This is a genomic window from Sphingobacterium sp. ML3W (assembly GCF_029542085.1).
In the GTDB taxonomy this organism is placed as follows: domain Bacteria; phylum Bacteroidota; class Bacteroidia; order Sphingobacteriales; family Sphingobacteriaceae; genus Sphingobacterium.
Genome location: NZ_CP107036.1, coordinates 6,494,841 through 6,511,187, shown reverse-complemented (window position 1 = coordinate 6,511,187; position 16,347 = coordinate 6,494,841). Strand labels below are relative to the sequence as shown.

The following is a 16,347-nucleotide window of genomic DNA, read 5'->3' as shown; positions in this document are numbered from 1 at the left end:
TATTTATTCATTAATTCAATAGCTACCAAAAGTTTCCCTATAACTTCCGGCAATTTCGACAACAACATGCCCCCGCCCTTACTCCCCATGGAACCTAAAATAGCTCCTCGCTATATCCAGACTACGGCTATTATTCTATTAAAAGAATGATTCCTTTATTCTTCGCAATAGAAATCTTATCTCCAAATTTATATGCTGTACCCGACTGAAAATCGGCTATTGTTGGAATCGACAATTTCGCCTTTTTCGGATCAATACCTAGTTTATCCCAATCAATAGCTAGTTGTACATCAACATCCGTATCGGCCCAGCTCGCTATAGCGACCATTGCTTTTCCAGATCTGCTATAGACTGTTGTCAATACCTTCTCGTTATCTGTCTTTACCGGAATGTTTGGTGACCAATAACCAATCATATTGCTTCCTTTGATGCCAAAATTATCCCAGGTTTTCCATAAATCCTTCGGTGTCAGCTTTTGGTAAGGCATCCGATTAGTCATACCATAGATCATTCCGCGCCAAGGATTACCGCCATCCTGAAGCATTTCGCCCATCAATCCAAAAGGGATCCCACTTACTTCTGTTAAGAAGAAATCAGGTTGGTTATTTTCGTAATCAAAATATTCTCCAAACCATAATCTATTGATATAAGGGAAATGCTCGAGATAGAGATTTGCACTGTTGTTAAAGCCATCGCTTTTATTATATTGATTCGCAGAGTGTAAATCAATCAGACCAGATTTCCCATTTTTGGTTAATACCCGCTTGATGCGCTTCATTGTTACGCGGTCAAAAGCAACATCATCCAGATAGATTCCATCAATACCAATATGATCTACCAGCCAGTTCATACCTTCAACATAATAGTTGTGCCATCTATTCATACCACTGTTGATAATGGCAGCATCTCTAAATTCGGGCACATACCAAGCGGCAAGGTAATTGTTTCCCACATGTTCCTGCAACCAAGAATAGCCACCACCCTTGCCCGGTGAAAATACCTCCGTGCCTAGGCTCCGCAAAGGATAGAGCTCGTACACTCTGTTGGAAACCTCGCGTACTGTATTGTAAATCTTCACTTTCAATCCTGCATGATGTGCCTGATCAATATATTGCTTCATCTCTTTGGTCGCGATAAATGGATAATTGATATAGGGATTGATCACATTAGCATGGTGGATATTAATGACATTGGATCCACTTGCCAGGACCGAATCCACTGGTTTATAAGCGTGATAATAGCGTTCATTCCATTGTGCTTCAGTATTTATCGGATGGAACGGTGTAATTAATAGGTTAAAATTATAATAAAGTACTGCTCCTTTTTTTAGCTGACGTTCACCACTATAACTATTGACCAAAACCGATTTGCCCTTGAGACCGATATCTATTCCACCTTTATTCTCATTACCCCAGGAGGTTGGTAGCACCAATGGTTTTTGAAGATAGAAGTTTGTGTTAAGTGGCCGTGAATAATGTTCATCGCGCAGTGAAAACTGAAGTCCTGCATTTACGGCGCCAATCCAGCCACCGTCTTGATTCTTATTTGCGACATCCCAATTCCACGAAAGCTGTTCCGGTCGCTTCCCCCCCTTCTGTCCTAGCCCCATAAAATAGTTTGCTTTGTCAGGCATGACCGGAATATGCATATTGATATCTTTTAAATTGATATCATTTAACGCTGTTAGTTTAACCACATAATGCAAATAACCATCAAATTCTAGTTTCCCCTCCACTTCCATCGTCAGGTCGGCCGATTCATTTTTGGCTATCCAACGATATTCACCTTCATTTTTCTCTTTAAATTGAACGCCGGCAGCTTGGAGCTGTATTTCCTTTCCGTCTGAGGCACGATAAAAATGAAAATGTACTGGTTCATACAACAATGTATTTGGCTTTGTTGAGATCGATGTCATTTCGGGCGTAAAAAATGTACTGATCTGTTTGGGCAGACCAGTTGCGCTCAACTTAACTTCACGTCCCAAGAGCTGTAAGGTTGAATCAGCTGTCAAAGCAATTGGCGTATAGGGCGCAATGACAGTATTCTTTTGTGCCAGCGTTGAATTCAGCCAGGGCAATCGTGTCATTTTCCAGGGCTGATCAACACTTGCCAGTCCACTGGCGTTGTCCGACACATGAAATACAAGCTTGACCTTCTTGGCTGTAGCATTATTTGCTTTTACCGTGGCTGTGCCGACATAAGTCCCCACCGGAATATTTTCCGGTACTTGCATGCCACACCAAAGGGCTTGTATCTTGTTCGCAGGTACATTCACTGTCAAATGCATCGCCTCTCCCGTATAAGCCGTGCCTTGCGTATTTAAACAGTTCAAGCTATTGGCAGCAATAATTGTCCCATCGCTAGACTTAAAATCCGAAAATGATACCTGAACTGTTTGAAGATCTCGCTTCGGTGACCACAATCCCAATTGAAAAGCATAGTATTCGCCTTTTTGCGCATTTCCCTCCAGTTGATTCGGAACCTTAGTTTTCGTCATCCACAGTTGTGGGAGGTTATTTTCCATTTTGATGGGAGACTCCCGTCTTTCAGGAAAAACAAAATAATCTTCTTTTGTATTGCTGTTCAAGAAGCTTTTGATCTCCGCTTTAGTAGCCAGCACTTCCATGGGATCATTGCTATTATACTGATCTACGGCTTCAAACCGTTCAACAGTGATACCTTTGGAACTAATAGCGTCATTTTTTGCAGCTTGAACGGGTGCTGGCGTCGAATTTTTCAAGTAAATCGCATCCGGATAATTTCGGCTACGTCCACCCATTTTATAAGGTAAATAATAAACATAATATATTCCCTTGCCTGAAGTCGGACGAAAACGTAAGCCACCCGATTCTGCATTCATCCAGAGATAATTAATCGACGTTACCTGTTTATTACTTGCACTATCAACAATTATGACCTCTTGATTGGCCTCAACCCATCGGTTACGCCAAGGAATAACGGATTGAACCTCTTTTTGATCTGTGTTTATCTTGAGAACCGCACGGTGATTACCAAGTTGATCCGCATCCCATTTTTGCTTTTCAGGTGGATAAGCCAGCTGTCCATGGACAGCGTTTACGAATAATGATACGGCAAGGATTGTTGCCAGCTTACTATAGGCTGTTCTTTTCTTCATCATACAAGGTGTTAGGTGTACCCAAAAACCAGTACACGTAAATAGTTATTAATTGCCATTAAAGTCACCTTGAGCGAAAGTGCTTATACCGGATGTATACCACACTCAGCTCAAGATGATCTTATACTTTTTTATGCATTAGTTTTTTCGATATTTATTCCAAATTCCTTCGGAGACATACAGGGCACGATAAGGTATAAAATAGGCATTTAACTCCCAGAGTACTTTACCTTTTTTATCTGTTATGAGTACTGATCCTGTCTTTGAGCTTGTTTGCAGCAGATTGCCATTCTCCAATTCATAAGCACTTCCCATTCTCGCAGTAAATTGTTTTTTAGGAATAGGGGCTGCATAAGCTAATGTTGCCGTTTTGTTCTTTTGGTCAAGGTTGAAGGCGATAGCACGGGACTGTTTATTGGCCGTTGTACTATCACGAGGGGAGAAATCGCCATTATCAAAAAGAAGCAGTTCACCAGTTTTGGTGATATGCGGTGCATGCTGAAAATAGAACAAGTCTTTTTCCTTCAATTTAAAATCACCGTCCTTTCCTAGTTTCCAGAGGATATCGCCCGTTTTCGCATCAATTTTCCAAACCTGATTTTCAATTGGTGAAGAAGTGAGGTAATTGCTGTCCCTGTCAAAGGAAATAGTATTAAAGTGGAATCGGTCATGTTTTAGGCTATCCAATTTTTTATCGTTCTGAATATCCCATTTTTTCCAGGGGGACCATTTTTTCAACACATTGCCTTTGGTATCCATGGTCAATATAGCGTCTCCCCAGAGCGTATCTTTTGGATGACCGGGTCTATCATCTATTCTAAAGTCCCTGACGATACCAACGATATTATTTTGCTTATCCATCTGTACATCGTGATGCATGACGATCCCTTTTTTATCCAGATCGATTCGGGTAATTTCCTTCCCTGTCAGATCAATCTCCACCAATACAGTTCCGCCTACAAATCCGATCCTTCCGCTGCGCAGATAATAACTGGCATTGGTTGATTTCTTACTCGGTTGATTGGGCTTATTGAATTCATCCTTACTTGCAGGAGCCAGTAAGGCTAGAATTGTTCCTCTTGGTGTTAATGAAGCCAGGCGCACGCCCAATTTCTCATCTTGCCAATACCATCGGATCGTTCCTTTACCATCGACCATAGCCATATAGCCTGGATAACCGCGATAACATAATAATACCAGGCCATTCCCCAGCGCTTTTTCATCATGTGGATGGTCGCCTTTGATCCAGTCATGCACCATCCATGGCGATTGCGGTCTTGTCTTAAAAGACTGTTCACTGGATTTAACAGGGATCATCTGATCGATGACTACCCGAAATTTGTAGCTGCTATTAGGTTCCAGCGTCAGGAGATGAAAGTTATGATTCAATGACGATTTCGACACAACAGTTTGATGGACCTGCCCACCATCCTCTTTCCAATATTCGACATAAGCATCCGCAGCTTTGTTCAGACGTACATGAATATCCTCATCGAGGGGTAGGTTATTGGGTGATGTGAGTTCAATCGTTTCGATTTCTACCTGATTGCTGTAATAATAGTAACCGGCAGAGGCAGCCACTATGGCCGTTAATACGATAATTGCTTTGAAGAATTTCATCTGCACATATTTTTTTATTCCGTCTTATTATTATTTAGGCAATCGTGATGGATTTGCTGCAGTCATTTCCTGATGTAAACGGGCCTCTTCCAATGGATAAGGAAAATACCGCATTGCTTCAGTAACATTCTCCCTCAATCCGCGACCTTTAAGATAGGCATTACTCACTTTTTCATAACGTCCCAATCGGATCAAGTCTTGGCGTCTTTTATACTCGAATACCAGTTCAAAACCACGTTCATCCACCAATGCATCGATCATCTGTTCCTTACTTGTCGGTACTGGGAAGTTTGGATGATCACCGTAAGCTGGTGCACCAGCCCGTTTGCGAACTTCATTGATGTAAGGCAATGCCGCTGCGGGTCCGTTCAATGCATTTTCAATTTCCGCTTTACACAAAATCACATCCGCTAAACGAAATACTTGTATGGTCCGTCCATCAAGATAGGAGTTGTTAACCATTTCATAGGAATATTTTTTTGTAGCAACATTCTGAAGGAATTTAACGGTGTCACTAGGCGGTGTTGTTTGCCCCTTTGCTGGTAACATGTAAAAAAAACCATGTTTCGTATTTTTATCACGTGCCGCTTTACCCTCGTAATTGTAATAGAAGAATTTTTTCCGAGGATCGAGATCACTATACTTCCGCCAAAAATCCAATGATACACCGTAATATTGCCATCTATCCGGTACCTCTGGATTATCGGTTGGACCAAAGTGATTTGTAATCTCGCCTCCATTTAATGTAGGTTCATGTAGAACACCAAAGATCAAGCCCATATCCACCTTATTGTCATCAGACCATTCTTTCTTAAAGTCAGGGTTTAATTTATATATACCTTTGTTCCGCAGCGCCAGTACCTGATCAATATAAACCTTTGCCTTTTCATAGTTATGTGAACGCATATACATTTTGCCCATCAACGTAAGCGCGGCACCTTTTGTCGCGCGTCCAATTTCGGCAGTCCATTTTTCCGGAAGGTTATCCATTGCATATTGACAATCTTCTGCAATCTGCGCGTCTATTTTTTCAACGGGAGCCAAGGGCTCATTGTAGCTTTCTGTAGGGTTTTTAACCGTAGTAATTAGCGGCACAGGCCCCCAAGCATCTGTTAGATCCATATAGGATAATGCGCGCAGAAATCTCGCCTGTGCAATAATTTCCTTTTTACGTCCCTCAGAGATCGTTACATTTTCAATACGGTCAATCAGCATATTGGCATTACTGATAACCTGGTACATATTTTGGTAATTGAACTTAAAATACCGGTTATTGTCATCGTATGTAAAATTACTCATCCGTGTGGGATCTCCAGCTGCTGTAGAAAACCCTATGTCAGTTGCATAATCTGTAATCATTACCAGATATCCCGCATAATATAGATAAGCATCACCGGGATAAGGTGACAAACTTGTATATATACCTGTTAAGGCCGCATTAATATCGCTTTCTGTTGAATAGGCGTTTTTAGTTGTTAGATCGCTATATAACTTTGGTTCGAGTTTGGTGCAGCTTTGCAAACTTCCCGTAAGAATAGAGGCTAGCCCAGCTATCCCCAGCATATATTTTATATTCGTTTTAATCTTGTTCATGTCGTATAGAATTTTGGGTGTTACATATTAAAATGTGGCACTAACGCCAAAAGTAAATGAACGCATTGAAGGATAGGAATTGAAGTCCAATCCCACACCGGCATTAGCACTCTGATTATTTCCGGATCTATTCTTTACCAACGCATCATTTTCATAACCTTTGGTATCCACCTCTGGATCCCAACCGGAGTAATTACTGATTGTAAATAAGTTTTCCGCCATGCCGTACACACGGATGGATTGAATTGCTTTCGTTCTCAATGGAACAGTATAACCCAATGTCAAATTCCGTAAGCGTAAGAAAGATGCATTTTCAACAAAATGATCATTGATATACCCGCCATAACTCATATAATAAAATCCATTTCTTGGGATATCTGTATTGGTATTCGTCGGTGTCCAGCGATTTAATGCTTCAGTACCACGCTTCCATTCAAGGTTCATACGCGTCATATTCAACAGGTCATTCCCTACATTTCCATAGACAAACGCAGTTAGATCGAAATGTTTATATGTAAATGTATTGGTCATCCCAAAATTGAGTTTCGGATAACCCCGGCCAATAATGGTACGATCAGCCGAGTTTATGGTACCATCGCCATTGACATCAGCAAACTTTGGATCTCCTGGCTTTGAGTTCGGTTGCGGACCATATTTCTCTCCCTGCTGAATTACACCAAGATATTTGTAACCAAACAAGGAGCCTAACGATTCACCTACACGGATCACGGAATAAGCCTCCTCCGAGACATTGCCCATTGGTTTTGAAGAAGTCAATAGTTGATCGGGTTCACCACCGAGACTGGAAACTTTATTGCGGTTCATAGCTAAGTTCAATTTTGTTTCCCAGGTAAATTCACCCGTCATATTCTTGCTGGTTACCGAAAACTCCAATCCTTTATTATTCATCGTACCCAGATTGCGTTGTCCAGAACTATATCCAGTGTAGTATGGTAGTATACTTCTTATCAAGAGATCGTTTGTCTTCTTATAATAAGCATCCAAGGTAAATGCCAATCTATTTTTAAAGAATGAAAAATCAACACCCACATTATACTGCGTGGTAGATTCCCATTTTAGTTTATCGTTTTCGGGGTAAGTTGGATTTTGTTTTACACCACCAGCATTATTGACGCCATCAAAAGTATAGTGTCCATTATCCATTAAGCCATAAGAAGCATAATCAGCCACTCGATCATTTCCGGTCTGACCATAGCCCAATCTAAACTTTAAGTCAGAGAATAACTGTTGCCCTTTCATAAAGTCTTCATTATTGATTTTCCAGGCAAAGGCCGCCGAAGGAAAAGTTCCCCAACGGTGATTGGGACTGAAACGTGAAGAGCCGTCCCTACGCAAAGTAGCTGTTAACAAATATTTATCATCATAGGTATAGTTTACACGGCCGAAGAAGGAGATCACGAGATTCTCTGACTTAGCAGAGTTTACACCAGTAATACTTGAGGCCATCCCCAAATTATTGTATTCCAATAAATCTGTTGAGAACCCTTTCACGTTTATCCCTTTATTGTTGCGCACATATTTTTCGTACGAATAACCACCCATCACGTTCAAGCTATGCTTTTCGTTAAATACTTTTGCGTATGTTGCATAAAAATCAATTAGATTATGTGTTTCATTGAAATCGGCCTGACTAGCGACACCGTCATCAATTCCCCCTTGATAAGAATCTCTGGTCAGATAGCTGCCCAATTGATCGTGGGTAATCTCGGTACCGGCATTCATCCGTAATGTCAGTTCCTTGATCGGATTCACTTCCACAAAGATATTTCCGTTTAATTTGTCGCGTTGCACATCGTTGATTCGAGAAATTAAGTTGGCCAATGGATTATCACCTTGTCCGCCTGGAGGCCTTCCAAAGCTACCATCAGCATTATACACTGGAACCGTTGGGTCATAAGTCAATATACTATACAGAACATTCGAATTCAGAATATTTCCATCATATACCTGCATGTTGGATTTCTCACGCTGGGCAGACAAAGTTGCACCAGCTCGAATAAAATCGTTAACTTTTTGATCTACATTGATACGTCCCGATACCCGGTTAAAATCCGTTGTCTTCAAAATCCCTTTTTGATCAAAATACCCCAGACTTGTCAATACTTTTGTTTTCTCACCACCTCCTGAAAACTGTAGATTATGATTCTGCAAAATGCTGTTGCGCATGGTCTCTTTGACCCAGTCGGTATTCACATCAGACTCAAGCTGTGATTTAGTATACACTGCATTTTCTTGGTTTTCCTGACCTTCAATCTCCTTATAAAGCGCATTAGCGAGGTTCATGTATTGCTTGCCATCAAGAAATCGAAAGGGATTAATTGGATTTTGCGTCCCCACATAACCACTATAAGTAATATTATTTTGATCTGTCTTACCTCGTTTCGTCGTAATGATGATAACACCGTTTGCACCTCTGGATCCATAGATCGCTGTTGCTGACGCATCTTTGAGAATATCCATGGAGGCGATATCATCTGGGTTGATATTGATCCCATTATTTGTAGGGAAACCATCAATAACATACAATGGATCGTTACTTCCACTGATGGAATTGGTTCCTCGGATCCGAATAGATGTACTCCCTCCGGGAGCTTTCGAATTTTGTGTTACCACTACTCCCGAAGCTTTTCCTTGCAATGCTTGCCCTACATTACTCACGGCACCGCCTTTTGTTAGCTCATTGCTCGAAAGCGAAGCAATGGCCCCCGTCAGATCACTTTTTTTCTGCTTCCCATAACCGATCACCACCACGTCTTCCAATTGGTTGACTTGATCCTCCAGGATAATAGACAGGGTTGTCGCGCCCGAAACTGACACTTGTACATCTTTTTCTACATAGGTCTGATAACCAATATAAGAGAAGGTCAATTCATACCCTTTGGCATTGGGGACTTCCGCAAAACGAAAGCTCCCGTCAGCCGCACTAGAACTGCTCGTCGAAAAATTGCTTCCTGCATTTTTCAATACGATACTGACCCCAGCTAGACGCTGTCCGGCAGCATTCTTGACAATACCATTGATCGTTCCAGCCAGACATTGAAAGGACATCAGTGTCAGAAGCAGCAAAACAAAAAATGGTTTCTTGGTTAAGTTGAGTTTTACCATAATTCTATTTTTTAGGTTTGAGTATATATGTGTTCTGTTGTTTTTCCAACTTAAAAGGATTTACTTCAACAATCAATTGTAGAATGGACTCAGCCAATTGTGTTTTATCCTGTAAATTCATAGCCGCATTCCTTCGGAAACGTCCTTTTAAACGATAATTCCTGACCAGCAAAGAATCATACGATACAGGCATATCTAGTTCATGATTAATATATTGGATAATTTCGGACAGGGAAGTTTCCTCCATTTCCAACCAGTTTGTCGATTGATGAATCGTCATTGGGTAACTATATTCTTTTTCTTTCGCTGTACCTATAAGCCGTGGTAAGAAATTAACTACACGGTCAGCTCCTTTACTCGTGTTTCCGAAGTCGGAAAGAACCATTTGCGAAGCTGCTGAGAAGTGAATTTGCTGTCCAGGTTTCAGGATTTTTACATGTTCCGCACTTTGCATGATATGTGCCACCCGTACCTTCCCTTCCAGCAACTGTACAAGAACGTCTTTAGAGCGACTTGTGTAGTTTACAATAAATTGTGTTCCGAGTGCAGTTGTTGTCAATTGGTCACTCTCCACAATAAAAGGCTTAGATGGATCCTTTGCTACTTCAAATTGAACTTTTCCCTCCAAGACCTTTACATATCTGAAATCAAGATTTGATTTTATTCTGACCTGCACCAATGCCCCCGGTGCAAGAATAAGATGAGATTCATCGTCCGTAATGATTTCTTTGGGCCGAGATAAGGGATTATAATAGGTCTTCCTGATGATGTCTTGTGCAATTTGAGCATGCTGTTCCTCAAACAGATTTGAGCAAAAAAACAGCAAGCCAAAGACGACAAAAACAGTAAATATCTTGGAGATATTGCCGTTCCTACGCTTAACATTTTTCTCCTGTGCAATATAGGACATCCAATCATCCTCCGAGATCAGATCATCCAATAATTTCGGGTTCTCATTAAGCCAAGAGAAGACAAGTTTAGCCTCTTCCGCTGAGCATTGATTTGCCAGGAATTTATTTAATAATTGCTTACGATTCATAACAGTTGCTACCCAGTTGTGAGCAGGTATTTAACTGTTATACGAATAAAGGTTACCTTATCCCCTAAAGCAATTTGAAAAATTTTTTAATGAATTTTAAACCGATGCTGATGTGGTTCTCTACGGTCTTAGGCGAAATGGATAATTTGACAGCAATTTCTTTGTAACTCAACTCTTCAAACTTATGTAGATAAAAGACCTGCTGCCTCATAAAGGGCATTTGCGCAATCAGCCCTTTGACATATTCCAACTCATCTTTGTAGGCGATCCGTCTTTCCATATCTTCATACTGGCTCAGCACAAAAGGTTTCTCAAAATCTACGTATTTTCGGTTTAAGGCCCGTCTGCGAAGTTCGTCGATCAACTTGGTACGCGCAATTTGAAAAAGCTGTGTACTGAATAGCACCCGCTGATCTGCCCCATTTTTACGTTCCCAAACGATCAGAAACGTTTGTTGAACAACATCTTCAGCGAGATCCGAACACTGCGTTTTGTGGTATAAAAAATAATATAATTTCCTATACCAATAACGATAGACTAGAAAAAATTCTTTTTCGTCAGTCGGTGCGCGCTGTAGGATGTCATTAATCATATTCTACATTTAGATGGTCGTATTTCCATACAATCTTTCCAATGAAATCTTGTAATGGAATAAGCTATTTGAAAGTTTCTAAGTTTTAACCGTCAAATAACCAATCCTCTTTGGCTAGTTATCCACAACTAAAGTGACTATTTTTTATCAAAAAAACAAGATAATATTTTCAGGTTCAATAGGTAATATCAGGGAATTTTGAAAGATATACAGCTCGCAGCCTCAGAAAATCGCTAATTTGCCCAAACAAAAAAGTATTTAAACTACCACAGTAATCGCGATAGTTTAAATACCTTTAATAAAAAATTAGCAATCTACAGGCCTCCTCCTAGGGAGCAACTGTAGCTTTTGCATATTAATAACCTGGATTTTGTTTCAGGTTCGGGTTTACCGCAAGTTGTTGGCTAGGAATTGGATAAATCAAGGTTTTTGGATCTGGATCCGCCGCCTTTTCTTGCCATGCTAATAAGTATTTACCGAATCGGATCAGATCTTGTCTCCGCCAACCTTCCCAATACAATTCACGAGCACGCTCATCTAATAGGTTGTCGAGCGTCAAGGACGTGAAGTTCGTAACGCCACGATTGGTACGAATTTTATTGACTAAATCCAGAGCTTCTGAAGCAGAACCTGTCCCGCCTCTCAATACAGCCTCTGCTTGCATTAATAGCACATCAGAGTAACGAAACACAACCCAATCGTTATTCCGTTGTCCAGTCACCGCATAGTCAAATGCATACTTCATTGGGCGGATACCTGCGGTTTCCAATGTAGCCCCGGAAGTCCTGATTGTTACTTCACGTGTGAATGATAACGGTGCTGTCGAAGGGTTCCGAGCCATTAGTGGCTTATTGGTACTCCAATTATATTGCTGTCCGGCAAAAAAGCCTACATTCTGACGTTGGAATTTCTTGGTTCTATTTGAGGTAGTATCTGCTGGATAGTCATAGTAAATACCTCTACGCTCATCTGCCGCCCCAAATTTATCATAGTAATCCGAGAGTGTACACCAGCCATTCCATCCCCCTGGATTCAGATTATAATGGGCAACTGTATTCCAGGTGCGATCCACGTTACCGCCTCGTTCTCCATTTTTATTGAATAAAGTATAGATATTCTCGGTTGATTTTTCGTCATTATCCGGGGCAAAATTATCAAAATACTTTCCTTTTGCAGATACAGTATACGCTCCACTTGCGGTGATTTCTTTTGCTAAAGTAACCACTTTATTCATGTCCTCTGCCGCAAAAGTTGGTGTTTGCCTAGTTAAAAATGCGCCCTTATTCAAGTAGATTTTCATCAATAATGTTCTTGCGGCATTCCTATTCGCTACATAAGCTGCCCTCGGCCCATTTGCGGGCAAACTATTTAAGATCTCGTTGAGTTCTTTTACCATAAAATCAATGGCTGCCTGCGGCTGTAATACATCTGGCGCTATTTTAAAATCTTCTAATGAGGGGCCCTGTCGTAAAGGCACTACTCCATAGAGATCCAAGAGATCAAACATGGCCAAAGCGCGGATAAATCTTGCTTCTGCGGCCTGCTGTGCATTTGGATTGCTACGTACGACAACACCGGCGTTGTAAACTGCAGTACCTAAACTGACAAAGGTATTATTCATATAACCATTATCTGCATTCCAGGTATGAAGATGAATTGCCCGGTGCATTCCGTTATCATCCCAATCGCCACCACGCGTAGGGGCCATCGCCGCATCCGTTGATATTTCCTGCATCACCCAACGCTGCTCCTGCTGATAAGGCGTATTCAAAGAATTATAAGCTGTCACTAAGAGCGCCCCCGGATCTATAGCCGATGTCCCCTCCTCCAGTTCGCCTCTAAATTCTTCCTTCAGTTTTGTACAAGAGAACGTACTTGTAACAACTGAACCGATTATTCCGATATATAATAAAGTTCTTAATTTCATCTGTCTTATATTTTTGTTATCCAATGACATTTAACAATATACTTATAGTGAGAAGTTCACCCCCAATAGAATATTTCTGGCTGGAGGATAAGGCAAATACTCAATACCCAATGATGGGATACCATTACTGGAACCGTCGGTGTTAACCTCCGGATCGAAGCCTGTATATTTAGTTATGATAAAGAGGTTTTGTCCGGTGAGGGAAACATTTAAATTTTTAAGTGTTTTCCCTACATTGCCCACCTTATAGCTCAATGTCAAATTAGCCATTTTTAAATAATCTCCTTTTTCCAGATAACGTGTTGAGGCTGACGCTGAATTCGATGTGGATTCTTTAACAGATGTATCAAAGAAAGCTGAGCCAATATTGCGGGAAGACAAATTACTGATGCCTAAAGTTGTCGCGGCAGTGTTATTGAATAGGTAATGCCCAAGTGCACCATTCATATTGGCCGCCAAAGAAAATTGCTTATAGCTAACATTGGTCGAAATACCTAGCAAAGTAGTAGGATTAGGACTATTCATGTAGAATTTGTTACTTGCGGGATCATTCGTTGTATTGATGCTTCCGTCATGACCACGATACATACTTGTCCCTGTCTGCGGATCAATACCTTGATAATCGGCCAAATACCATACATTTAATGGTTGACCATTGACCATGCGCTGTCCCAATACACCTGAGAAACCTTGTCCTCTCAATGCACCAGTTTCATAATAACCAACCAAACCGCTCACACTATTTTTTAGGAATGTAGCGTTACCGGTCAAATCCCAAGTCCAGTTATCATTTTTCACAATTGTACCAGTCAATGCAATCTCTACCCCTTTATTGACAATTTCACCATCCAAATTTACCCAGATACGTCCAGCAGGGCCATCCTGTGCTAATGTCTGTTCAAATAAAGCATCCGTAGTTTTCTTATTGAAATAGTCTATTGAACCGTACAAACGTCCTTTTAATACAGAGAAATCAATACCAGCATTGAGTGTTGTGGAGGTTTCCCATTTTAGGTCTCTATTTTGAAAGTTGGCTCTACCTACACTTTGATTGCCGAACGTAAATCTATTCAAGGAGGCACCCGAAGGAAATTCTTGATTCCCTGTTTTTCCCCATCCTATTCTAACTTTCAACTGATCAAAAATTCCGCTGGATTTCAAAAACTCTTCCTGCGCCACATTCCAAGCGATCGCAAGGGATGGGAACATTGCATATTTGTTGTTAGCACCAAATTTAGTTGACCCATCTCTTCGCGCTGTCGCTGTAAATAAATAGCGATCCAAATAATTAAATCCACCACGTAAGAAAAATGACTGCAATTGATTTGTCGGACTTCTGTAAGAAGCTATTTCTCGGGTTGAAACTGTCGAGTATTGCAAATAATCAAAGTAATCTAATCCCATATACTTAAATCCGCCACCGAATGAGATGTTGTTGTTGTAGTTATAATCCAAATACTCATAACCAGCAACAGCGTTTACACTCCAATCGTCGTTGATTTGTTTGTTGTAAGAAAGCATATGTGTCATCTGCAAATTTGTCTCGCCATTATTAGAGATAAATGCTTGCTCATTATTCACTGCCGATGGATCAATTAGTCCGGCTCTATACATACCTTCACGGTTACCGGTTTGTCGCATGGCACTATAGATAAATCGGTATTCTAAATCATCCGTAATTTTATAGTAAGGTGCCAAATTGACCACCATGGTGTTTGTCGTTGCAACGTCCTTGAACGCTTCAATACTGGTCAATGGATTACGCGTGGTTGAACTAACAAAGGTTAAATTGCCTTTATCATCGCGCAATGGTCTTGTTGGATTCCATTGTAGCGCCTGGGAGATTACATTTCCTTCTGACCCCACGGTTGCATTGATTGGCGCATATTTGTTATCCATTTGAGTTAAAAACACAGCGAAGTCAAGTCCTAATCTTTTGTTTTCCAAAAAACGAAAGTTACCGCTAAAATTTGCTGTATATTTCTTCAATTGGGATCCACGGATAATACCATTTTGGTTTAAATATCCACCAGATAAGCGATATTTCCCGTGCTCAGTACCCCCGGCTACATCTGCATAGTAATTTTGAGTAATTGCTTTTCTTGTAATTGCTTTAAAAGCATCTTCATTACCGCCAAAGTCAGAATTTGCTACTTCAGAAGGCGTATAATAATTCAATGCTTCCCTAAATCGCGACGCATTTAGCACATCTGGATATTCACGCATCGTAGATACCCCCGCTGATGCACCGACAGAAATTTCCGGCGGTCCGACTTTTCCTTTTTTCGTTGTGATGATAACAACTCCATTTGCTCCACGTGACCCATAGATTGCTGTAGCGGAAGCATCTTTCAAGATATCCATGCTTGCAATATCACCTGGATTCAGATAGGTCAATGGGTTCCCTCTATCCGAGGAAAATCCCCCTCTGCCCTCGGGTAATGGTGAATTACCTGACATTGGCACTCCATCAAGTACAAATAGCGGATTATTGCTCGCCCGGATCGACGAGTTACCACGGATACGTACTGTGGTTGATCCACCAGGCTGCCCCGTGTTGTTAATAACCATTACACCAGGAGTTTTTCCCTGGATCAATTGATCAGGGCTCGTCATTATACCTTTATTAAAATTCTTGGCACCAATTGTTACCATAGATCCCGTCAGATCTCTTTTGCGAGCAGTACCATAACCAATGACAACCACTTCATCCAACCCCTGATTGGAGCCCGGTTCAAGTGCAATGGTCATATCGTTGCCTGCAATTGGCACTTCCTTGGTTGCGTAGCCAATATAAGATACCTCAAGTGATTTCGCATCATTACTGATATTTATTGAAAATCCACCGTCAGCATCGGTGGTTGTTGCTGTAGTACTCCCTTTTACTTTAATGGTAGCACCAGTCAAGGGACTTTGGGTTTCATCCACGACCTTTCCTTTCAGCACCCTGGTCTGGGCTACCGCAATAAAGGTTGTAAGCAGTAATGCTGGCATCATTACACATTGCGCAAGTAGTTTGTTTTTCATACGCTTCTAAATTGGTGGTTTAATTGATTATATTATCTTGAACTTTGTCCTGTTCAAATAATGTTAAGTGATTTCAAAATCTATCGCAATCAAAAATAGTCGTGCTTCATTAGGCACCCGTCAAATAGCGACAACTGACCTTCTTAAAACAACATACTTCGAGAGAAACCAAATTAGAAACAATGCAAAAAGTTAAGACATTGAAATATAGCATCGTCAACGCTAAACATTGAGAAGAAACTCGCTGAAAAATAAGATTACAGGTTTTCACTGTCATAATTTTAGGG

The 16,347-nt window shown here is 40.9% G+C and carries 8 protein-coding genes; all 8 read right to left on the bottom strand.

Features of this window, described 5'->3' with window-relative positions:
• Positions 1–130: 130 nt before the first annotated feature.
• Positions 131–3,139: a glycoside hydrolase domain-containing protein gene (locus OGI71_RS26825; protein WP_282253242.1), complete on the bottom strand. Its 3,009-nt coding sequence runs from the start codon at positions 3,137–3,139 to the stop codon at positions 131–133.
• Between the two features lie 135 nt (positions 3,140–3,274).
• Positions 3,275–4,756: an aryl-sulfate sulfotransferase gene (locus OGI71_RS26820; RefSeq protein ID WP_282253241.1), complete on the bottom strand. Its 1,482-nt coding sequence runs from the start codon at positions 4,754–4,756 to the stop codon at positions 3,275–3,277.
• Between the two features lie 30 nt (positions 4,757–4,786).
• Entirely contained in the window at positions 4,787–6,349 is a 1,563-nt protein-coding gene (locus OGI71_RS26815) for a RagB/SusD family nutrient uptake outer membrane protein (protein ID WP_282253240.1), read from the bottom strand.
• A 27-nt stretch (positions 6,350–6,376) separates the two neighbouring features.
• The gene (locus OGI71_RS26810; protein WP_282253239.1) at positions 6,377–9,475 is read right to left on the bottom strand and encodes a TonB-dependent receptor; all 3,099 of its coding nucleotides are present in this window, start codon (positions 9,473–9,475) and stop codon (positions 6,377–6,379) included.
• 4 nt (positions 9,476–9,479) lie between these two features.
• Positions 9,480–10,514, bottom strand: coding sequence for a FecR domain-containing protein (locus OGI71_RS26805; RefSeq protein WP_282253238.1), 1,035 nt, complete (start codon positions 10,512–10,514; stop codon positions 9,480–9,482).
• 64 nt (positions 10,515–10,578) lie between these two features.
• Entirely contained in the window at positions 10,579–11,106 is a 528-nt protein-coding gene (locus OGI71_RS26800) for a sigma-70 family RNA polymerase sigma factor (RefSeq protein WP_282253237.1), read from the bottom strand.
• A 355-nt stretch (positions 11,107–11,461) separates the two neighbouring features.
• Positions 11,462–13,033 (bottom strand): RagB/SusD family nutrient uptake outer membrane protein, encoded by a 1,572-nt coding sequence (locus tag OGI71_RS26795; RefSeq protein WP_282253236.1) that lies wholly within the window; start codon positions 13,031–13,033, stop codon positions 11,462–11,464.
• 42 nt (positions 13,034–13,075) lie between these two features.
• Complete coding sequence (locus OGI71_RS26790; RefSeq protein ID WP_282253235.1) at positions 13,076–16,060, bottom strand: SusC/RagA family TonB-linked outer membrane protein; 2,985 nt, start codon at positions 16,058–16,060, stop codon at positions 13,076–13,078.
• Positions 16,061–16,347 lie beyond the last annotated feature (287 nt).

Bases quoted from the DNA above. Each gene is read 5' to 3' on its own strand.
- OGI71_RS26800 (WP_282253237.1), bottom strand. From the start codon at position 11,106: ATGATTAATGACATCCTACAGCGCGCACCGACTGACGAAAAAGAATTT.
- OGI71_RS26810 (WP_282253239.1), bottom strand. From the start codon at position 9,475: ATGGTAAAACTCAACTTAACCAAGAAACCATTTTTTGTTTTGCTGCTT.
- OGI71_RS26790 (WP_282253235.1), bottom strand. From the start codon at position 16,060: ATGAAAAACAAACTACTTGCGCAATGTGTAATGATGCCAGCATTACTG.
- OGI71_RS26795 (WP_282253236.1), bottom strand. From the start codon at position 13,033: ATGAAATTAAGAACTTTATTATATATCGGAATAATCGGTTCAGTTGTT.
- OGI71_RS26815 (WP_282253240.1), bottom strand. From the start codon at position 6,349: ATGAACAAGATTAAAACGAATATAAAATATATGCTGGGGATAGCTGGG.
- OGI71_RS26820 (WP_282253241.1), bottom strand. From the start codon at position 4,756: ATGAAATTCTTCAAAGCAATTATCGTATTAACGGCCATAGTGGCTGCC.
- OGI71_RS26825 (WP_282253242.1), bottom strand. From the start codon at position 3,139: ATGATGAAGAAAAGAACAGCCTATAGTAAGCTGGCAACAATCCTTGCC.
- OGI71_RS26805 (WP_282253238.1), bottom strand. From the start codon at position 10,514: ATGAATCGTAAGCAATTATTAAATAAATTCCTGGCAAATCAATGCTCA.